Annotated in this window: 23 protein-coding genes; 16 read left to right on the top strand and 7 right to left on the bottom strand. The window is 38.9% G+C overall.

Annotation, left to right across the window (positions count from 1 at the left end; all coding sequences use genetic code 11):
* Positions 1-297: 297 nt before the first annotated feature.
* A complete protein-coding gene (locus M1E09_RS13190) occupies positions 298-687 on the bottom strand; it encodes a hypothetical protein (protein WP_456271330.1) in 390 nt (129 codons plus the stop codon).
* A gap of 326 nt (positions 688-1,013) precedes the next feature.
* Here M1E09_RS13190 and M1E09_RS13185 point away from each other — a divergent pair, with 326 nt between their 5' ends.
* Together M1E09_RS13185 and M1E09_RS13180 are read left to right on the top strand one after the other, a co-directional pair.
* On the top strand, positions 1,014-1,217 hold the full coding sequence (locus M1E09_RS13185; protein WP_456271329.1) for a hypothetical protein: 204 nt from the start codon (positions 1,014-1,016) through the stop codon (positions 1,215-1,217).
* A gap of 8 nt (positions 1,218-1,225) precedes the next feature.
* Complete coding sequence (locus M1E09_RS13180; RefSeq protein WP_456271328.1) at positions 1,226-2,416, top strand: alanyl-tRNA editing protein; 1,191 nt, start codon at positions 1,226-1,228, stop codon at positions 2,414-2,416.
* An 87-nt stretch (positions 2,417-2,503) separates the two neighbouring features.
* Here M1E09_RS13180 and M1E09_RS13175 read toward each other — a convergent pair whose 3' ends face one another.
* Entirely contained in the window at positions 2,504-3,379 is an 876-nt protein-coding gene (locus M1E09_RS13175) for a glycine betaine ABC transporter substrate-binding protein (RefSeq protein WP_456271327.1), read from the bottom strand.
* A gap of 217 nt (positions 3,380-3,596) precedes the next feature.
* Between M1E09_RS13175 and M1E09_RS13170 the strand changes: the two genes are divergently transcribed.
* The 6 genes from M1E09_RS13170 to M1E09_RS13145 all read left to right on the top strand — a co-directional run bounded on the left by M1E09_RS13170 (position 3,597) and on the right by M1E09_RS13145 (position 9,153).
* Positions 3,597-3,986: a GntR family transcriptional regulator gene (locus M1E09_RS13170; protein ID WP_456271326.1), complete on the top strand. Its 390-nt coding sequence runs from the start codon at positions 3,597-3,599 to the stop codon at positions 3,984-3,986.
* Positions 3,979-4,878: an ABC transporter ATP-binding protein gene (locus tag M1E09_RS13165; RefSeq protein WP_456271325.1), complete on the top strand. Its 900-nt coding sequence runs from the start codon at positions 3,979-3,981 to the stop codon at positions 4,876-4,878. The genes M1E09_RS13170 and M1E09_RS13165 overlap by 8 nt, the downstream gene beginning before the upstream one ends.
* On the top strand, positions 4,850-6,805 hold the full coding sequence (locus M1E09_RS13160; protein WP_456271324.1) for a DUF6449 domain-containing protein: 1,956 nt from the start codon (positions 4,850-4,852) through the stop codon (positions 6,803-6,805). The genes M1E09_RS13165 and M1E09_RS13160 overlap by 29 nt, the downstream gene beginning before the upstream one ends.
* Positions 6,806-6,826: 21 nt before the next feature.
* The gene (locus M1E09_RS13155; protein ID WP_456271323.1) at positions 6,827-7,345 is read left to right on the top strand and encodes an RNA polymerase sigma factor; all 519 of its coding nucleotides are present in this window, start codon (positions 6,827-6,829) and stop codon (positions 7,343-7,345) included.
* 257 nt (positions 7,346-7,602) lie between these two features.
* Positions 7,603-8,799: a hypothetical protein gene (locus tag M1E09_RS13150; protein WP_456271322.1), complete on the top strand. Its 1,197-nt coding sequence runs from the start codon at positions 7,603-7,605 to the stop codon at positions 8,797-8,799.
* Positions 8,800-8,937: 138 nt separating this feature from the next.
* Positions 8,938-9,153 (top strand): hypothetical protein, encoded by a 216-nt coding sequence (locus tag M1E09_RS13145; RefSeq protein ID WP_456271321.1) that lies wholly within the window; start codon positions 8,938-8,940, stop codon positions 9,151-9,153.
* 171 nt (positions 9,154-9,324) lie between these two features.
* Here M1E09_RS13145 and M1E09_RS13140 read toward each other — a convergent pair whose 3' ends face one another.
* Positions 9,325-10,176 carry a DegV family protein gene (locus M1E09_RS13140; RefSeq protein ID WP_456271320.1) on the bottom strand — a complete coding sequence of 284 codons (852 nt, stop codon included), beginning with the start codon at positions 10,174-10,176 and terminating at the stop codon, positions 9,325-9,327.
* A 212-nt stretch (positions 10,177-10,388) separates the two neighbouring features.
* Between M1E09_RS13140 and M1E09_RS13135 the strand changes: the two genes are divergently transcribed.
* Positions 10,389-10,712: a four-helix bundle copper-binding protein gene (locus M1E09_RS13135; protein WP_456271319.1), complete on the top strand. Its 324-nt coding sequence runs from the start codon at positions 10,389-10,391 to the stop codon at positions 10,710-10,712.
* A 90-nt stretch (positions 10,713-10,802) separates the two neighbouring features.
* On the opposite strand, the gene M1E09_RS13130 is transcribed toward M1E09_RS13135, so the two are convergent.
* Positions 10,803-11,033 (bottom strand): hypothetical protein, encoded by a 231-nt coding sequence (locus tag M1E09_RS13130; RefSeq protein WP_456271318.1) that lies wholly within the window; start codon positions 11,031-11,033, stop codon positions 10,803-10,805.
* Between the two features lie 174 nt (positions 11,034-11,207).
* Here M1E09_RS13130 and M1E09_RS13125 point away from each other — a divergent pair, with 174 nt between their 5' ends.
* The 4 genes from M1E09_RS13125 (at position 11,208) to M1E09_RS13110 (ending at position 13,474) form a co-directional block, all read left to right on the top strand.
* Positions 11,208-11,357, top strand: a complete 150-nt coding sequence (locus M1E09_RS13125; protein WP_456271317.1) for a hypothetical protein — start codon at positions 11,208-11,210, stop codon at positions 11,355-11,357.
* A 196-nt stretch (positions 11,358-11,553) separates the two neighbouring features.
* Positions 11,554-12,585, top strand: a complete 1,032-nt coding sequence (locus M1E09_RS13120) for an STAS domain-containing protein (protein ID WP_456271316.1) — start codon at positions 11,554-11,556, stop codon at positions 12,583-12,585.
* Between the two features lie 207 nt (positions 12,586-12,792).
* A complete protein-coding gene (locus tag M1E09_RS13115; RefSeq protein WP_456271315.1) occupies positions 12,793-13,137 on the top strand; it encodes a hypothetical protein in 345 nt (114 codons plus the stop codon).
* A gap of 61 nt (positions 13,138-13,198) precedes the next feature.
* Positions 13,199-13,474: an HU family DNA-binding protein gene (locus tag M1E09_RS13110; protein WP_456271314.1), complete on the top strand. Its 276-nt coding sequence runs from the start codon at positions 13,199-13,201 to the stop codon at positions 13,472-13,474.
* A gap of 123 nt (positions 13,475-13,597) precedes the next feature.
* Here M1E09_RS13110 and M1E09_RS13105 read toward each other — a convergent pair whose 3' ends face one another.
* A complete protein-coding gene (locus M1E09_RS13105) occupies positions 13,598-13,891 on the bottom strand; it encodes a hypothetical protein (RefSeq protein WP_456271313.1) in 294 nt (97 codons plus the stop codon).
* A 211-nt stretch (positions 13,892-14,102) separates the two neighbouring features.
* Here M1E09_RS13105 and M1E09_RS13100 point away from each other — a divergent pair, with 211 nt between their 5' ends.
* The 3 genes from M1E09_RS13100 (at position 14,103) to M1E09_RS13090 (ending at position 16,779) form a co-directional block, all read left to right on the top strand.
* Entirely contained in the window at positions 14,103-15,533 is a 1,431-nt protein-coding gene (locus tag M1E09_RS13100) for a PAS domain-containing sensor histidine kinase (RefSeq protein ID WP_456271312.1), read from the top strand.
* A 222-nt stretch (positions 15,534-15,755) separates the two neighbouring features.
* A complete protein-coding gene (locus tag M1E09_RS13095) occupies positions 15,756-16,247 on the top strand; it encodes a hypothetical protein (RefSeq protein WP_456271311.1) in 492 nt (163 codons plus the stop codon).
* Entirely contained in the window at positions 16,231-16,779 is a 549-nt protein-coding gene (locus M1E09_RS13090; RefSeq protein ID WP_456271310.1) for a hypothetical protein, read from the top strand. Before M1E09_RS13095 ends, M1E09_RS13090 begins: the two co-directional genes overlap by 17 nt.
* 101 nt (positions 16,780-16,880) lie before the next feature.
* Here M1E09_RS13090 and M1E09_RS13085 read toward each other — a convergent pair whose 3' ends face one another.
* Together M1E09_RS13085 and M1E09_RS13080 are read right to left on the bottom strand one after the other, a co-directional pair.
* Entirely contained in the window at positions 16,881-17,639 is a 759-nt protein-coding gene (locus M1E09_RS13085; RefSeq protein WP_456271309.1) for a MerR family transcriptional regulator, read from the bottom strand.
* Positions 17,640-18,483: 844 nt separating this feature from the next.
* Complete coding sequence (locus M1E09_RS13080) at positions 18,484-19,107, bottom strand: LysE family transporter (protein ID WP_456271308.1); 624 nt, start codon at positions 19,105-19,107, stop codon at positions 18,484-18,486.
* Between the last annotated feature and the right edge of the window lie 120 nt (positions 19,108-19,227).

Here is a 19,227-nt window from a genome sequence, read left to right as displayed (position 1 = left end):
AACCTCAAGGGGCGGCTATGGGTATGTCAATTTTCATATTTTCGGAAACGACATCCTCATAGAGCGTCTATGGGCCCGCCAATTTCCCTGTTTCCAGAAACGCCCCCCTCAATTGGCAACTCTGGATACATTACAGCCTTTGTTCTAAAAAAATCGATATTTTAATTAATATTAGTGAAAAAACAGTGTCTGGTAAAACGCAAGTGAATTAAAATCGGCTTTCCTCACAGAATGGATGGAGTGAAGCACAAAAGGAATGAGGGTTTAATCCTCATTCCTTTTGTAGGTGCCTACCTTTTAATGAATCAATCCATTGTGCTGTAGGAGTTCATCATTTAACAGTGCTTTTGGTATTGATATGGTTTTGAGCTTTTTAGATTTAGCTTCATAGGATTTGTATGAATAGATGACTTTACCATCAGAAAAAATTGAGAGTTCCAAAATGAAATCATCTTTTGCGCCTTTGGTTTCCAGGTGAATGGAAAATGTGGAAACCACAATCCTGTATGTATTAAACACGCTGCCCAGTAAGGTTTGGCTGCTGTGGTGGCAATGAGGGTGGCTTTTTATCAGCTCAATTGCTTGTGTAAGCGGAATCTTTTCACAGTTAAGTTCATTGACCATTGATGACAAATCATGACTTAAGTTTTTAGAAAATGACTTTATTTTTTCAACAAATTCATTCATGGAATCCCTCCTTTTCATAAATTGCCCACTGAGCACTGTATTCATTCTATCGTTTTTATAGTCCATTATATATGGATAAGGAAATCAGGTTTATCCCAGCTGTGCAGGGAAATAATAACAGGGCAACGGGGTAATAATGTGAACGGATGATTTGCCAAGCACACTTGTAGTTGCTCAGGGGTGCCTTTTTTCATTGATTTAAGCCATCCAACAACCAATGTTACAACCATCGGAATAGATCTTTCTATTCGGGTATAAGTTTGATTGTTTAAATCAATGGAAAAACAGGATAGAAGGAGTATACAATAGGATTGGAGGTTTTCCATTTGTTTGTTGTTTCATTGCTGGCTGGTTTGGCATTGCTAATATTTGCTTTTGCAGGGCTTAAAGACAAGGATGCTGATAATGTCCAGCACAAGATAGTGAAAATTGGCTTTATCTTGCTCGGTGCATTCCTGATCTATGTTGGAATAATTGATTCAATCTCCATGTTTACAGACCCGAAAGAATATATTGAACAGAGAAGGTGAGACAGGTATTGAAGGAGAAACTATTCTATGAAGATTCATATAGGGTGACATTTAAAACAAAAATCGTCAGACAACAAAAAGATAAAGATGGCAAGTGGTTCGTTCAATTAGAAGAAACGGCTTTCTATCCTGCGGGAGGCGGTCAGCCGGCTGATTCCGGGTTTCTGAATGACTGTAAAGTACAAGGCGTTCAGGAAATAAATGGAATCATACGCCATTATATAGACAGGCCTCTGGAAGAAGGACATGAAATAGTCGGTTCTATAGACTGGGAGAGGCGTTTTGACCACATGCAGCAGCATGCCGGCCAGCATATATTGTCTGCCAGTTTCTCGGAAGGCCTGAGTTATGAGACGAATAGCTTTCATTTGGGAGAAGACATTTGCACAATTGATTTAAACGTGGAGACCCTTTCAGAAGCGGAATCCCATAAAGCTGAAAACCTGGCGAATGAGATTATTCTTGAAAACAGGCCAATACATACTAAATGGGTGGCGAAAGAAGAACTGACTGAATATCCAATGAGGAAACAGCCCACTGTTGATGAAAATATCAGGTTGGTGATTATTCCAAACTTCGATTATAACGGCTGTGGCGGAACCCACCCTTCCAGTACTGGAGAAGTAGGCATGATAAAAATCCTGGGCTGGGAAAAGCAGAGGAAAAATATAAGAATCTCCTTTGTTTGCGGTCGCCGTGTTGCAATCCAGCTTCATCAAAAAAATGAGGTGCTTAAAGATTTAACCAAGTTATTGAATGCTCCACCTGCGGAGATGAAGACGGCGCTTATGACATTAATTGAAAATGGCAATAAAAACGAAAAGCTCCTAGAACAGGCGCGGCAAACACTTCTTCAATATGAAGCAAAAAACATTGCTGAAACCTGCTTTGAAAAAAATGGCCTTGAGATCATCACTCATGTTTTTCAGAACCGTTCAATGTCAGATTTACAAAAGATTGCAAGGACAATATTGAACGAGTACCATGGGATTGTCTTATTTGTAAGTGAAAATGAAGATAAGCTCCAATATGTAGTTGGCACAGCCTCTTCACTTGAGGTAAATAGTAAAGAGTTGATAGGTTTTGCCCTAGAGATAACAAACGGGAAAGGCGGTGGAAATCCTGCCATGGCACAAGGCGGCGGGAGTGCTGTGATAACTGGTGAGGAATTGGTAAACCGCCTATTAGAACGAATATAACTCATTAAAAAAAAGGAAGTAATCTGATCACCAGATTACTTCCCTTTTTAAGGTGTAAATTTTTTAAAACGTGAGGCTTGCGCTTTTTCATTGCAGCCACTCGTCGACCATGTCCCGGTTATCTTCAATCCATGCTTTTGCCCCTTCAGCCGGATCTCCGTTATCTTTAATGACGGCCATCAAGCTTCCAAGTGAAGCATCGTCCATTTTCCAATTATTCATCCATTGCACTACTTCAGGATGATCATCTTCAAAACCTTTTCTTGTCATATAATATATGTCATCAGCTTCCCCAAAAACTTTCTTGGGGTCTTCAAGGTACTTTAAATCATACTCCGAGAATGCCCAATGAGGATTCCACAATGTGACGACAATAGGTTCTTTATCCTTGTAAGCTTTTGAAAGTTCAGCCATCATCGCCGGTCCTGAGCTTGTAACCAGGTCAAGTTCAAGGCCATATTCATCAATGGCCGTTTGAGCCATTGCTGTCAGGCTTGCTCCTGGATCAATTCCGACAATTCTCCCGCCGAATTCATCCTTTCTTGCATTCAGTTCCTCTATACTTGAAATATCCTCCATGTAAGAAGGGACTACCAATCCGAGTCCTGTGTTTTCATACCATATTTCATGGATATCCAGCTGTTCACCATACTTATCCATAAGAGGCTTATCAGTATTAGGGAGCCAGACTTCAGGTGCAACATCAAGCTCATCTCGGGTTATTCCAAGCCATACTGGAGCTTTTTCCATGGATTTTAACTCTACCTCATAGCCTTTTTCTTCTAGAAGAATCTTCCACATGTTCGAGACAGCGACATTTTCTGCCCAGTTATTTCGTCCGAATACCAGTGATTTATCTTCACCGCCTTCCTCACCATTTCCTCCATTGCCATTATTACAAGCTGAAAGTAGAATGCCTGCAAACAGCAATATCAAAAGTAATAAATAGCGTGAATTCTTCATTTTATAACACCTCTTCTCCAATTTACTTACATAAGATAATTGTTTCCGCTGCCAATAGTTAATATGCATAAAGAAGACTTGCAAGCTGCAGCGGAGTCAGCAAAAAGATTATTAAGGGATGAAAATTTATAAAAAAAGCTATGATTTTAAAAAAATTTAAGCTAAGATTAACTGTATTAAGACACATAGTACACTACATACAGATGGGAGGGTGTATATGTTTGAATTAGATTTGCGGAGCCGCAAGCCGATCTATGAACAGCTTGTCGAGAAATTAAAGGAAATGATTATCAATGAGGTATTGAAAGTGGACGAACAGCTTCCCTCGGTCAGGACGCTTGCGGGTGAATTGACAATCAATCCTAACACAATACAAAAGGCTTATCGGGAACTGGAAACTCAAGGGTATATCTATTCAGTAAAAGGCAGAGGAAGCTTTGTAAATCCAGCAGTCCGCATTCAAAATACAATGAAAGTCGAGAAAGTTACTTCCGAGTTGGAAAGGTTGATTGCAGAAGGCCTCTATCTTGGCATTTCCACCGTGGAAATGATCGACCTGATAAATAGAACAGCAAAAAGTGTGGGAGGAGGAAGAAACAATGATTGAATTTCAAAAGGTATCTAAGCAGTTCGAGAGCCGCGAAACAGTCCATCATGTATCTCTGTCTGTGCAAAAAGGTTCAGTATATGGGCTGCTTGGTTCAAACGGTGCTGGAAAAACTACTCTTCTTAAAATGCTGGCAGGAATCTATAAACCGGACAGAGGAGAGGTATTTTTAGACGGAGAGAGGGTCTTTGAAAACTCCGCAGCAAAACAAAAGCTTTTTTTCCTTGCGGATATGCCTTGCTTTTTTCCTCAATATACTTTAAAGCAAATGGCTGACTTTTATAAGAACATCTATCCGAATTGGAATGCCGAGAAGTTCCAACAATTAAGTGATGTTTTTAATCTGGACCCAAATACGAAACTCCATAAGTTTTCCAAAGGAGTACAAAGGCAGGCTGCATTCTGGCTGTCCCTTTCCTGTAATCCTGAAGTCCTGATCCTCGACGAGCCAATAGATGGATTGGACCCTGTCGTCCGTAAACAGGTCAAGTCCCTTCTGATGCAGGAGGTGGCAGACCGGCAAATGACCATTCTGATATCTTCACACAATATTGAAGAAATCGAGGACCTATGTGACCATGTCGGAATTCTTCATCAAGGGAAGCTTCTGATTGAAAAAGAGCTTGATGAATTGAAATATGGTTATCATAAAGTTCAGATTGCTTTCCGGGACGATCCGCAAGAATTACTGCAGAAACTGCAAGTGGTCCATCAAGAGAAGAGAGGGAGTGTTATCTCTTGTATTGTAAAAGGGGACGCTTCACATATAGAAGAGGAGATAAAGACTTTCGATCCGTTGATTTTTGACATTCTCCCCCTCACTCTGGAAGAAATTTTTATTTATGAAATGGAGGATGCAGGTTATGCAGTCAAGAACATCCTTGGGAAATAAACAATTATTCATCCTTATTGGCAGAAATACCGGCTGGTTGGGTATTGCTTATTTTATCGGACTGTTATTTGCTCTTCCACTAAATGTATGGATGCAGCTATCTAATGAAGAATATCATTATTACCTTACATATGGCCATATGTTTCAACTGAATTTTGTTCTTCAGGCAGGATTGATGATGGTAATCCCGGTTTTGCTGTCTGTATTTCTATTCAGGTATTTGCATGTTAAACAACAGGCGGACATGATACACAGTCTTCCTGTAAAGAGAGAAAAACTTTTCTATCACTTTTCGATAGCAGGATTCCTCATGCTGGTGATTCCAGTGATTATAACTGCCTTACTTATGACAGTCATAACCTTGTCGAATGACTTGGGCCCACATTTTCAGCCGCAGGATATTCTCGAATGGACTCTTATAACCCTATTAATGGATATCTTATTTTTTGTCGTTGGAATAACGCTTGGAATGCTGACAGGATTGTCTGTTATACAAGCACTGTTGACATATATTGCCCTTCTGTTTCCAGCAGGCATCTATGTGTTGGTTGTATTAAATTTAAAAAACTTCCTGTTTGGTTTTCCGCAAGAGTACTTCTTTAATGTCCAGCCGGAAAGTTTTTCGCCAATATTAAAAGCGGGGATGTTTCATAATGTCAGTTTGTCCGCTGTTGAAGTGGTGCTTTATGCGGGTCTGAGTATCCTGTTGTATGTATTATCTATTGTTCTATATAAAAAGCGGAAATTGGAAACAGCATCTCAGGCAATTTCAGTACCATTGATGAAGCCGGTATTCAAGTTTGGAATCATCCTCTGTTTAATGCTGTTGTCGGGAGCTTATTTCAGTGAGGTTCAAAGTAAACTCTCCTGGACACTTTTTGGGTATGGTTCAGGATTCATCATTGGATATCTTATTTCTGAGATGATTTTGCAAAAGACATGGAGAGTCTCTCCGAGATGGAAGGAGCTTGCCGGCTTTGCTGTGTTCATTTCATTAATCATATTTACTTTCCAGCTGGGCTTTAACAATTATGAAAAGGCCATTCCTGATATGGATGAAATCAGCAAGGTTCATTTTAGTGATAATGTTTACAGTTATCTTGATTCTTACGGAGAGGAACCTGTCAGGTACCTGGAGCAGAAAGAAAACATTGAAAATGTCAGGAAGTTGCATGAGGAGATTGTATCTGAGAAGCCGAAAAGGGACGGTATGGACCAGGCCTTTATTGTTTATGAGTTGAAAGACGGGAGCAAGGTGATCAGGGAATATGATATAAAACGCAGTGAGTACAAATCTTATTATGCAGCAATCTATGAATCTGTTGAATACAAACAAGCAATAGAACCCATTCTGTCAGTTGATATCGAGATGGCAGATAAGATTTCTATCACTGCAAGGGGACCGCATAATAAACAAATGTCATTGACAGATGAAAGTTTGCTTAAAGAAGCTTTAGAGGTTCTTAAACAGGAAGTGAAAGAAGAATCTTATGAAAGCATGGTTGATAGAAGGGATACACTCTATGACATTGAGGTGCTCCTCAGTGATGACAGGAGAATTTATACCTCTTGGAAACCAGCCTACACAAACTTCAAGAGGTGGCTGGAGACAAAAGGGCTTTTTGAAAAAGTTAAAGTCACAGCGAATGATGTTTCAAGAGTCGTTGTTTTTAAACGCGAAGATCATCAGGAGGCCTCTGGTCCTGCGGTTGATTTCCAGCGTTCTGTTGCAGAACTGGAGCAAAAAGGGAAAACAATGACCATTGAATCAGATGAAAAAATTGAAGAGTTATTAGAGAGTACTTCCTGGTCGATGGAGAGCGAGTATATGATTGCATTCTATTTCAAAGGACAAGATTATCCGGATATAAAAGGCTTCACTGAAGAAACTATTCCGCAATATATTACTGAAGGTTTCACCAGATGATAGTAAGAGGGGGGAAGACCCATGGCTGTATGTTTCGACCAGCTATACACAAAATACAATAAGCTTGTCTTTCATATCGCTTACCGAATAACGAAAGACAGCAGTCTGTCAGAAGATATTGTTCAGGAAACCTTTTTGAAGGCATTCAACAAGATTGAAAGCTTAGTTGACGAAAGCAAAGCAGGAGGATGGCTTTCTTCGATTGCCACAAGGACCAGTATCGACTTTGTCCGCAAAGAAATCAGAGCACGGGAAGTATTGATTGACCCTGCTGATCTTGAAAGAGAATCGAAGTTCTTGTCATCTGGTCAGGAAGTAGAACATTTTGTTGGGATTTCCTTGTTGAAGGAAGAGTTAGTGACAGAGATCAGGCAATTACCGCCTGGCCAACAGGAAGTCTTCTTGCTGCGTGTGCAATACGGACTAAATGAGAAAGAAATTGCAGAGCGGCTTGATATAAAGAGAAGTACAGTGAAAACCAGATTTTTTAGAGCAAGGCAAACACTGAAAAACCGATACTCAATGAAATTCAGTGCTTAAGACTAAGGAGTTTTCTTGAAATGAGAAGACTCCTTTTTCATGGAGAAAGTAAGTATTCTGCTAAAATAGTATTTTAACAAAAAGAAACATTGACTTTTCGGAAAATTCACCCTAATATTTTACATGTGTCTATCAAGGGTGTTACATGTTTGTAATATTAATTATTCTTCTGGTGAAGGATTGCCCTGGTATAGGAATCAGGAAAAGAAAGTATTTATTGCTTTTCAAAATCCAAATAATAATAAAAGGATGTTACGATGAAGGAAAAATTAAAAGCATTTGGAATACCGTTCTTATTAATTGCTGGGCTTCTAGCAGCATTGTATTTCCACCAGCTTTCGACTATGACAAAGCTGCCTAATGAAGAGTGGAGCCGGTCTGTTTATCTGCCATATGAAGGAAAAGAGATGCCAATCAGTTTTCAGCGTGAAAATGAATTATATCTTACTAACGTTGATAAGGTAAATAAGTTTGTTGTTGGTGACGGACTTACGATAGAAGATTCTGCAGAGATTGACATGGATATACCGAGGGGTTATCCATTTTGGACTGATGGTGAAAGGTTTTTGACTTTGTCGACAGGCAATTTGACTCTTTCCCAAAATGGAGAAGAGCAGGTGATCGATCAAGATGTGACAGGCCTTGCCACTGACGAAGGAAAGGTTTTGTATTGGAAATCGGGAACGGTTTACGAGTATGATATTGACAATGAGAACTCTACTGAAGTACATAGCTTTCCGAATGACATTATTGATATTGTTTTAGCCAGTGACGGCAGTTATGCGGTAATTCATCAGAAGGACGATGCGAATGGGGAATTGTTTTTTGTGAATTCTGTTGGGGTAATGATTGAAAACCCTGTACTGACTGTGAAAAATTCTGCGTATGATAAACTTGGCAATGTTGTCATGATGACAACAGAAGAAAAGGTTTCGATTATATATGGACGGCAGATGCGAACAGGAGGATCGCTTTCCTTTAATATGTATAAAGCGTCAGGCCCTGTTGACGAATTGGCAAGCACGCCATTGTCTGTAGAAAAATTATCGTTTATTAACAAAGAGAATAACGCGAAGCTTGAGTCTCCTGATTATGCAAACATAGTGAACTTAAGCAATGGACCTCACTTAATGTTCACGGCTGAAGGACAGAGAATCGGGGACAACAGTGCGATGAGGCTTTATTCCGGACCGCTCGATAATGGAAGTGCAATTGAAGCACTTCCGATTAATACCAATAATCATGTCGCTCAAAATCCAATGAAGGTAAATGATCAGTCAGTTGTGTGGATCTCCTTTAATGGTGATCATTATCAATTATATGGAGCCTCCCAGTCTGCCGAAGTGAAAGAGGCAAGTACAGAGCTGAATGCCGAAGATTGGAAACTCAGTGCATATAATGCATTTTTAATGCTTTTCAGCAGTATGGTTACAGTTTTAACATCATTCTATTAGTTCTTGCCTTCTCTAACGCTATTGTTGACTCTGTATATTCTAAAACCGAATATATTTGAAAAGGATGACATTAACTGGGTTGAATATGCAAGCATCCTTATATTCCTGGTTATGCCATTCACTTATATGAACAAGGCAATGAATCCTTATTTTTATGAAATGGCCCCTTTCTATTATACATTTCCAAACAGCGGCAGTATCCTGTTGGTTCTAATGAGTATCATTACGGCAGCAGTATGGAAGTGGGGAAGAGATCCTGATTGGGGAACATTTGCAGGAGTATTTTACTTCATGCTTGTTTACATGCTGATTTATATTTTCTCTGTAGGGCCATATATTTTTAATCTGTTTTAAATGAGGCGAAGAAATCACTAGGACAAAAACCAATGTCTCGCATTAACGGATTGAGTAGTCGATGGAAAAGCTGAATAACTAACATAACAAATGGAGGAAGAAATCGATAATGATTTCTTCCTCCATTTGCTTGAAATATGAAAGTGGTTCATAAAAACAGAGAATCATTGCCTATCTAGAGTGATTTTGCCACATAAGGCCGACTGTTCCTTCACCTGCATGGACTGCGATTGTCGAACTGATTTCGCCCACTACTATATCGAGTGCAGGGTACTTTGAATGCAAATCTTGTTTGATTTCATTCGCTCTTTCAGGAACATTTCCATGGAGGATCTGGATTTGGCTGATCGAATATTTATTGTATGACTCGCTAAAGAGTTCGAGTATTCTTTTGGTGGCTTTCTTTTCTGACCGAACTTTTTCTGCAAGCATAAATTCACCGGATGCATTGATGCGGATGATCGGTTTGATCTTCAGCAGGTTGCCCAGTAAAAACTGAGTGCCTGACATTCTGCCTCCCTTATAAAATTGCTCAAGATTGCCTAATAGAATCAGGTTCTCATGGAGTTCCGCTTCTTTTCGAAGGTTTGCAGCCAATTGCTTGTAATCGGCTTCTTCTTCGGATTGCTTAATGCCAGATAGAAGAAGGGACGTGATTGCGTAACTCATTGATTTACTGTCCACAGTCTCCAGAGGGAATTCTGCAATTTCGCCTGCAGATCGGGTTGCTTCGAGAGTGCCGCTTAGCTTGCCTGAGATATGGATGGCTATGGCAGCATCGTAACGTTCCTTTAACTGTGAAAATAACTCAGCTGTTTTACCGACAGATGGCTGGGAGGTTTTTGGTATTTCTTTTTCACTGTTTATTTTTTTATATAATTCATCAGTGGATAAATCAACTCCATCCTCATAATCGTCATCGCCAAAAATGATGCTCAGTGGCAGAACATAGACGTCCTTATGGTTTTTAAGCTCTTCTGTAATATAGGCAGTACTATCTGTTATCCATGCGATTTTTGTCATTGTCTCTTCCTTTTCATAAATAATAATTTTTTGGTTTCATTTAGGTTGTTAAAGGGTGTCTGAATTGTAAATCACCAACTTTATTCTATCAGTAAAAAGAGTCCTTTTCTATTTTTTGTCTAATTGTTCCTGAAAAATTCTATTTAAAGTGTTTAACAAAAAAATACAGTGGTAAACAATTTTTTGAAAATACTTATAAAGGCGGTGGCAGAGTGAATCAAACTTATAGTGAATGTGTAAAAGCTTGCCAGGAATGTTTAGAGGCTTGCAATGTGTGTTTTGGCAGCTGTTTGAAGGAAGACAATGTTAGCAAGATGGCTCAGTGCATCCGATTGGACAGAGAGTGTGCAGATGTCTGTAACCTTGCCATCAGCGCCATGCAGTCAGGAAGTCCAAATGTCACTAGTATCCTCAAGTTGCTGGTTGAAGTTTGTGAATCCTGCGGTAATGAATGTAAGAAGCACGACCACGACCATTGCCAAAAATGCGCTGACGCTTGCTTCAACTGTGTGGACGCCTGCAAGAAGATGATCTAGGATTTTGTTACTGGTAAAAGAGCAGTCTCCTGTATAGGGAACTGCTCTTTGTAATTTCTCTTATTTATCAGGCACGGTAACTCATTAAGCTTAGTTATAGTCCTGGTTATATTTCTTTTCGCTTGATGACTGGTCTTTTGTATTGGTTTTTTCTCTTTCTTCCCTTTGTTCTTCTTTAATATCTTCTAATGGAAGGGGATCAACGTTTTGTTCACTCTCAAATTTGTCAAGGATACTTTCTTTCTCTTTTTTATATTGTTCTGGATTGTCAAAATTCTCAAATCCTCTGCCCTTGTATTGCTCGTTGTCTTTTTTCTTCAACTTTTATTCCTCCCCGTATATTTAAATTTTTAATTCTTTATTAAAAAAGTTCCCTTGAATTAGGTATATCAAACCCTATTTCATAATCGGCCGCCTTTTCCTTAATTTTCTATTTTTAAATCCTGTTAGATAGGGTAAATAGTGATAAATGATATATTATTAGGAGGTAAGTAAATGAATAATCAAGGTAACTGGTACACAGCAAAAAATGAAAAGTATGGCGAATGGAAAGGCCGCCAAGATAAGAAAGTCATTAACATGAGCCTCCTCTATTATGGTATTCCCTCCATTTTAATGATCGGGCTATTATTGTTAGGTGCTTAAAGCTTTGCATTCGCTGCAGAGCTTTTTTTATGCTGTCTTTCTGTTTCTTTGTTGCAACACTGTCGGAGTCATTTCAATATAGGGTAAGTAAATACAACTAAACACTTTTGGTTTCTGGTATATAAGGGCTGGTGCTTTACGTATAAACTTACATGAGATAAATTAGTAGTATCAATGATACGGGGGTCCTGAACGAATGAATGGAACGGATGGAATACATAAGGATAAAATTAATATCAGCGGATTGGATTTTGCCTGGGAGAGTGATAAGGGATTATTCCAATTTGAAGGTGAGGATGCGGTCTTATTCTGGATTTCGTCAGCGATGAAATCTTTTTTTGATACGATAGAAGAAGTATCAGGTGAAGAGGCAGCAAAAGTAGTGATGGAAACAACAGGCTTCAGGCAAGGTCTCGTTGTCGGCCAATATTTTCAGTCATTGGACATGCCAATTGAGGATGTTGCAAAAGCGATCCCCAATACATATGCTTCAGCAGGCTGGGGTAAAATTGAAATCTCCGAATTGAATAAAATTGAAAGAAAGGCTAAAGTCAAACTGACAGACAGCTGGGAATACAAAATTAATGTCGCTCAAGGGAAAGAGAAAACAGGTACCTTTCTCGCGGGTCATTTCTCGGGTATATTTTCCGGTTTATTCGGCGAGAATGTATGGTTTGAAATAACCAAGGACCAAATAGAAGAGGGAGATCATTGTGAGTTCAAAATAGTTCCTTCCACTATCACCATTGAAGAGAATATCCATGAGTTGACAAGAAGGTCAGAGTCAGAACGTATTGTAAAGTTGGAAAGCATGGTCGAAGAGCGTACAAAGGAACTGACAAACCTCGTTAAAGAAATCTCTTCTCCGATCATTCCAGTTCTTGAAGGGATTGTAGTGGTTCCTTTACTGGGTAAATATGATGAAAACCGTTCCGAAGACTTGATAACTAAGACCCTGAATAACCTGCCTAAACATAAGGCCGACTATCTTGTTATTGACTTGACTGGACTTCATCAATATATCAGCCAGTTTACAGTAGAGTTTTTGGGCAAGCTTGCCGCTGCTGCTTCTTTAATAGGTACTGATACGATCCTTGTAGGAATTTCTCCCGAGCTTGCTCAGGAAATTACAGCAACAGACATGCAACTCTCCAGATTCAGCTGTTTCTCGACTCTGAAACATGGGATTTATTATGCTATCGGACAACAAGGAAGGCAATTATATTAATCAAATGAGCGCCATTATGGTGCTCATTTTTTTATGCGTTTAGTAAGGCTGTTTTCTAAATACCTTGTTGTTCAGGAAATGTCCCTTTTAATTACCCTCTTAGGCCTTGAAGGAGGAAATGAAAGGGTGTTGGTGAAACGTTCTATCAGCCAGTGTTTATTTAAAAAGGCAGAGGGAATTGAGAGGATATGGGAAGGAGGGATAGGTATGAAAAGGGACGTGTATCGAGTTTATAGTTCTGAAAGTGAATTGTCAGAAGATCTTAAAATGAAAGAGAATGTCGGGACCTATGAATTTTTAACCGTTGACCCTGAGCAGTATAAAAGCCTTCAAGCAAACACTTCGCTTAAAGGGAAACTGCTCAACGTGGATACTCAACAAATTGGTGGAGGCATCCATGGTCTGGCAACTGCTTTTGATGAAGATGATGGATCGGTGGAATTGACAGAACTAGGAGATTTGCTTTTAAAAGAAGGATTCTCTAAAGAAGATGCAACTCGGTGCAAAGTATTTCTTCATAAACGTATGATTGTTGTTTCAGAAAAGGTTTAACACTCTTGAGCCAGTGGTAAGAATCATATGAAGAAGATAATTCATTAGGAGGGTTTTACATATGAACAAAACAGAATTGATCAACGCGGTAGCTGAATCAGCTGAACTAAGTAAGAAAGACGCAGAAAATGCAGTGAAAGCTGTGCTGCAAAATATCGAAGAGACTCTTTCCAAAGGTGAAAAAGTGCAATTAATCGGTTTTGGAAACTTTGAGGTCAGGGAACGTTCAGCTAGAAAAGGAAGAAACCCTCAAACAGGAGAAGAAATGGAAATACCTGCTACGAAGCAGCCGGCATTTAAACCGGGTAAAGCGTTAAAAGACAGTGTTAATAATTAATTTTCTTTATGGCCAGCCTGGGAGCTGGCCTTTTCACTTGAATGATATTTGGGTTGAATCCGTTAAATTTCAAACAAAAAAAACAGCCAATTACGGCCGTTTTTTCTGTTAAATATATCTATATTACAGCTCTTCATCTTCACTATCATCTAAATCAGGTTCATCAGTACCTTCACCATAAGGATCTTCCGGAACCTCATTTAAACTACCTTCATTATCTTCGTCAGATCCTTCAGAATCAATGCTGTCTTCTTCATTGCCAGTGGTATCAGAATTTTCTTCTGTTGAATCTGTTTCATTCATGTTTTCTTCATCTTCAATAAGTGTGTCATCTTCCTGGCCTTCTTCATCACTGCAACCTGTCAGGATGATTCCTGCTGCTAGAGGGATCGATAGTAATAAATTTTTCTTATTCATATCTAACACTCTCCTTTGAATTTTGTGTTCTAGCTGCCTATAAATTGTTTACCACAAAAGGAAAGGGTTAAACAGATCAAGCAAATTTGCACATTGATTATAATACAGAAGTTTCTGACAAATCGTACATTTGGAAAAATAAGGGGTTTTTGCCGTTTCGGTTTCATGCTACTATTAGAATAATAGTTTAGTAGTGAAGGAGAATAGGCTTATGATGGGTGAGGAATACAAACATGATCTTTTTTACGCCAGTTTTAACTATGCCGCTGTAGGAATGGCTTTAGTTGATACCCAGGGGAGATTTTTTATGGTAAACCCTTCTCTTACTAGAATTACTGGATATACAGAAGGTGAATTGCTGAAAATGAATTTTAAGGATATCACTCATCCGGACGATGTAGCAATCGACGTTCATTTGTCAGAGCAATTGATAAATAAAGAATTAGAATATTATGAAATGGAAAAGCGATATGTACATAAAGAGGGACATCCGGTTTGGATCCATCTGAGTGTATCGTCTTTCCGGGAAAAGAATGGACATGTCTATTTAATCAGCCAGGTCAAAGATATAACGAGGCGCAAGAGAACGGAAGACAAGCTGAAAAAGAGTGAAGAGCAATATCGTAAACTAGTGGATTTGTGTCCCGATCCCATTTGCGTCCATAATATAAATGAAATTTTGTACTTGAATGAAGCTGGCAAGAAAGTCCTGGGGGTTACGGAAGATGAAGTAGTCGGAAAACCGATTCTGCATTTCATTAATAAAGACTACCACGATGATTACTTTGAACTGGTGAATAACCATCTTGATAGAGATCAACTGGAAGTGAGGATCCGTTTGCCTGATGGAAGGGATAAAGAAATTTTGTGTGCCAGTACCGAAATCATGTTTCAGGGTGAAAATGCTTTTCAAGTTGTTTTCAGGGACAATACTTATCATAAAGCTCTTGAAAAGGAGAATAACATACTGCTCCAAAAGTCCGAGAAGATGAACCTGGTGGGTGAGCTTGCTGCTGGAATTGCACATGAAATCAGAAACCCGTTAACATCTTTGAAAGGGTTCCTTCAACTGTTATCTTCAAATTATCAGGACAAAGCATTCCCATATGACAATATTATTTTTTCGGAAATAGACCGTATCAACTCTATCGTCAATGAATTCCTGCTTCTTGCCAAACCGACTGTAGATGAGTTGAAAGAAATCGATATCAGGAGAGTCATTGAACAAGTGGTTGTTTTTATGAAGGCTCAAGCAAATATGTACAACATTGAGATTCATATGGATTTCCCGGACACAGATCTGCCGCTCTATTGCTCAGAAAGCAAGCTCAAGCAGGTATTTATTAATATCCTTCAAAATTCCATTGAAGCAATGGGGACTGGAGGCAGAGTATGGATTTCAGCGAAGGGAAATCAAGGTGCAGTGATTTTATCATTTAAAGATGAAGGGTGCGGCATTCCCGAAGAGTTAATCAGCAATATTGGAACCCCTTTTTTTACAACGAAGAAAACAGGAACAGGACTGGGATTAATGGTGACTAATAATATTATTCAGAACCATAGAGGGAGTCTTGAAATAAAAAGCAGGGAAAACAAAGGGACGGAAATCATTATCACTCTTCCTGTAACGGATAATAGATGATTAGTAAAAGAAGAACTGTCAAACAGTTCTTCTTTTACTTTTTTTCCTTTGTTTAACAAGGTAGTTGTATTGTGTTTGTTGCTCCGAGTTTCCTGTGAGCGGGCGGTTAAACCCCTCATGCATTTATACTTATTTTTTATTGGAGCTTGAGGGGTAATAATCAGGTGGTAAATAGTTATACTAAAGGGCATAGACAGTATTTTTTGGAAGGAGTTCTGTTAATTGCTGCTTACTGTGACCATAATTCTGTCAGTGTTGTTGCTGTACTCTCTCATCTTTTGCAAAAGGGCCATTGACACGATTCAATTGTTCCTTATCACTCTATTCAGTTCATATCTTTGCCAAAATATATTTTACAAGGTGTTTTCCAGCTACGATCGCCTTAATTTCACCAATCAGCTTGTGGATAAATGGACAGTCAAATTATTCTATGCTGTTATCCTTCCCTCATTGTTGGTATGGGGTCTCTATTTATTTAAAATCGAAGTTCCTCCTGCTGTAAAGGTATTTGCTCTTTTTTTGTGGGTTTCTTCTATTACAGCCGCAGAAAAGTGGTTTCTGGCAGCAGGATTATTAAAATCAGACAGCAGCAGCTGGTATCCTTCTATTGATCTGTTTTTGGGAATGGTCATCATATGTATCGTTTTTATGGCAGATGGGCTGATTGAAAAGATAATGAGAAAAGAGAAGGTAAGGTATGAAGTTAATGAGTAATATACTTGAGCCTTTGATGCCGGAGAAATTTGATGAGAATGAAATTTTTTCACTATGCATTAGCATTCTAGTGTCAGCTGTTCTATATTTTATCCATAAAAAGTATAAAGAATTTTTAGGGACTGAGCTCCTGTCATTATATTTCTTTAATTTGCTCCTTATTACGTTGGTAGAATCGACTCTTGCTGAACCACCGATTGATTTTTATGACACTCTTGATTTTCCTCATGCAGAACTCTTTGACATAATATTGCAGGTAGCTGCATACCCGATCCAAATGATCATTTTAATTTATTTTTACCCGCTTAAGAGTCTGAAGTTTTTTCCTTTTGTGTTAATAGGTGCAGCCATATTGACAGCGCTGGAATTGATCTCACTGCAGTTTAACTTATTTCAATTCAATAAGTGGCACTCAGGTTTTTCATTCCTGTTTTATTGTTTTGCTGTAGGAATTAACATGTTATTTTTCAGCTGGTTTAGAAAGGTAATTAAAAAGAGAATAAAGAAGACAGATATATACGGTAAAGCGTAATATCTGTCTTTCCAATTGATTTGTTCATCACAATTCAGGGATTTTCAGGCTGAACCGGCATCTTTGGAATATATCCTGTACCACTGTTAAGCCCATCGAAATTAAGACTGGCGTTTGCAGTATGCTTGAATGGCTTCATTCATGAAGGCCGCCAATCCTTCACCATATTTATCGATATTCTTGGTAAAGCGCTCATCCGCGATATACATGTCACCGAGACCTCGAAAAATCTCAATAGTGCATTCATAATAATGGGCAGAGATATGTTTACGCCAGTCTTCGATTGCTGATTGAACTTCTTTATCAGTTGATGGCAACCCCCTTAGGGCTGCCAGCCTTTTATAAATGCTGTCTGCTTCTGCCATGATGTTTTGCCAGTCTGCTTCTGAGTAGTCAGCTGTTTTCTTTTGAGATGTCCTATATACGTCCCCATACTTTTCTTCGGCTTCCTTCGCATACTTCGATTGATGTTCTTCAACTTCCTTCATGCTAAAACCACCGAATAAATCTTTCCCTTCCATTTTTATGCCTCCTTGAATAGAATCTATAGTTTTCTCTACAGTTGCTATCATGTTTTGAAGCCGTTGTTTTTTCTTTTCCAGTACACCTTTGTGGTCCATAAGAGCTTTCTTTCTGTCGAACATAGGGCTGTCTAAAATGTTTTGGATTTCTTTAAGCCCAAAACCCACTTCTTTAAAGAATACGATTTGTTGAAGGCGCTCGAGATTTTTATCTGTATACTGCCTGTACCCGGCCGGTGTTATATTTTCAGGCTGAAGCAGTCCGATATGGTCATAATGGTGTAATGTGCGCACGCTTACACCGACCATTTCCGCTACTTCTTTTACTTGATACGTCACCTCATCACCTCCTGCTTATATCCTAATCTATAACGCTGCGTCAGAGTCAAACAATTATTTAAACTTTTTGTTTAAACACATTAAATCAGAAGGGGAATACCCTAAGGGATCTGTTTTGAAATATAAAATATGAATTAACATCACTTTTTGTATAGTATTTCGCACCAAAATTAAAAAGCAATTTGGCAAGAATATAGGAAGAGAAATGCTTGGTGCATGAAGACACATGCTCGGAGCATTTTTTATCCCAAGATAAGCACTGGTTAGTGAATTCCGGTTATCCAAGAATCCTCATATAGTAAGCCTCCAAAATAAGAGGAGAAATTCCCCTTATTGAGGAAACAGCACGAAAAATAGAGTAAATAGAGGGAATGATTCCCGCTATTTGCTCCAAAAGCATAAAAATGGGACATTTGACTTTGCCTTAAGGGGAAAAATTCCTGTTATTTCCTTAAATTTACCTCTATTTTGCAGAATAACGGGAAAAACTACCCTTATTTAAATAATCAGAGGTTACTCAGAATTAAGGAAAAAAATGTCCGCTTCATTTATCTGCCTTTCAAAAATCAACACCCCCTGCCAGTTTGTAACACACCAATTGGTATAACGATTAGCATACAAATTTTCATGTTGACAATAACCTATGACGCCATGTTAAAAGGGGGGGCGAAGTTCAGGGCAGATTTAGCGGTCATATTATTAACCCCTATATATATCAACAAAAAGGCAGCAGTCTAATTCAGTTGCGAATTGGACTGCTGATTGGTGTGCTAATTTAGTTTTTGAATTCGAAATCCGAACTCGTTAGGAATGTCCCTCGCTGCTTTAATTTGTTAAAGATTTTTTAAAAAATCATCTTGATGGCTTCCCAGCCGAAGTAAAGCCCAAACCCGATCAATGAAAGACCCGAAATGGAGGAAATCAGCACCAGCAATTTATCCGTCAAAAATCTTCTGAACGAGCTTGAGAGTGCGGCCATGCAAATATCCCAAATGGTAATGCCGATGAAAATTGCCCCACTGTAGATGAGCATATGTGTCTGGTCAAATGTCTGAGCCGTCCTTGCAAGGACGGAACCGTAGATGCCAAGCCAGAAAAGGATTGTCAACGGACTTGAAAGCGCCATAAGGAAACCAGTCATAAATGTTTTGATATACGAGTCATCCTTCTGCCGTGATAGAGAATTGATTTTTCCAGCACCAAGGAGGCTTTCAACTCCTGTATATACAAGAACAAAGAAACCGAAAGACCATAAAAAGGTTTTCATAAAAGGAGTATGTAGAAAATTGACGACACCAAAATAGACAACAAGCATGTATAAAAAATCAGCGGCGACTGAACCGACCCCTATCAGCCACGCATGCCAAAAACCGCTTTTAATCCCCTTATCGAGCTGAGCCGCATTAATAGGGCCAATTGGAGCGGCCAGAGATAATCCCAGAAAAATGTAACTTAAAAAAACTCCCATCTTTTCACCCCTAAATAAGATAACTTGTACATCTTATTCAGGAGTTGTCCTCATTATCACAAATCAGAAAAGGCAGCTGCCTCACGGGTAGGTTAAAACAGCTGCTCTGAAAAAATAGAT

The organism is Bacillus sp. AK031 (assembly GCF_053903065.1).
This window is presented reverse-complemented; position numbering and strand designations above follow the sequence as displayed.

What these genes read in the sequence shown, in the direction of transcription:
- M1E09_RS13145 (WP_456271321.1), top strand. Translation starts at nt 8,938, where the DNA reads ATGAATCCTTATTTTTATGAAATGGCCCCTTTCTATTATACATTTCCA.
- M1E09_RS13190 (WP_456271330.1), bottom strand. Translation starts at nt 687, where the DNA reads ATGAATGAATTTGTTGAAAAAATAAAGTCATTTTCTAAAAACTTAAGT.
- M1E09_RS13115 (WP_456271315.1), top strand. Translation starts at nt 12,793, where the DNA reads ATGAAAAGGGACGTGTATCGAGTTTATAGTTCTGAAAGTGAATTGTCA.
- M1E09_RS13120 (WP_456271316.1), top strand. Translation starts at nt 11,554, where the DNA reads ATGAATGGAACGGATGGAATACATAAGGATAAAATTAATATCAGCGGA.
- M1E09_RS13080 (WP_456271308.1), bottom strand. Translation starts at nt 19,107, where the DNA reads ATGGGAGTTTTTTTAAGTTACATTTTTCTGGGATTATCTCTGGCCGCT.
- M1E09_RS13150 (WP_456271322.1), top strand. Translation starts at nt 7,603, where the DNA reads ATGAAGGAAAAATTAAAAGCATTTGGAATACCGTTCTTATTAATTGCT.
- M1E09_RS13155 (WP_456271323.1), top strand. Translation starts at nt 6,827, where the DNA reads ATGGCTGTATGTTTCGACCAGCTATACACAAAATACAATAAGCTTGTC.
- M1E09_RS13175 (WP_456271327.1), bottom strand. Translation starts at nt 3,379, where the DNA reads ATGAAGAATTCACGCTATTTATTACTTTTGATATTGCTGTTTGCAGGC.
- M1E09_RS13160 (WP_456271324.1), top strand. Translation starts at nt 4,850, where the DNA reads ATGCAGTCAAGAACATCCTTGGGAAATAAACAATTATTCATCCTTATT.
- M1E09_RS13090 (WP_456271310.1), top strand. Translation starts at nt 16,231, where the DNA reads ATGAAGTTAATGAGTAATATACTTGAGCCTTTGATGCCGGAGAAATTT.
- M1E09_RS13165 (WP_456271325.1), top strand. Translation starts at nt 3,979, where the DNA reads ATGATTGAATTTCAAAAGGTATCTAAGCAGTTCGAGAGCCGCGAAACA.
- M1E09_RS13100 (WP_456271312.1), top strand. Translation starts at nt 14,103, where the DNA reads ATGATGGGTGAGGAATACAAACATGATCTTTTTTACGCCAGTTTTAAC.
- M1E09_RS13110 (WP_456271314.1), top strand. Translation starts at nt 13,199, where the DNA reads ATGAACAAAACAGAATTGATCAACGCGGTAGCTGAATCAGCTGAACTA.
- M1E09_RS13140 (WP_456271320.1), bottom strand. Translation starts at nt 10,176, where the DNA reads ATGACAAAAATCGCATGGATAACAGATAGTACTGCCTATATTACAGAA.
- M1E09_RS13170 (WP_456271326.1), top strand. Translation starts at nt 3,597, where the DNA reads ATGTTTGAATTAGATTTGCGGAGCCGCAAGCCGATCTATGAACAGCTT.
- M1E09_RS13125 (WP_456271317.1), top strand. Translation starts at nt 11,208, where the DNA reads ATGAATAATCAAGGTAACTGGTACACAGCAAAAAATGAAAAGTATGGC.
- M1E09_RS13105 (WP_456271313.1), bottom strand. Translation starts at nt 13,891, where the DNA reads ATGAATAAGAAAAATTTATTACTATCGATCCCTCTAGCAGCAGGAATC.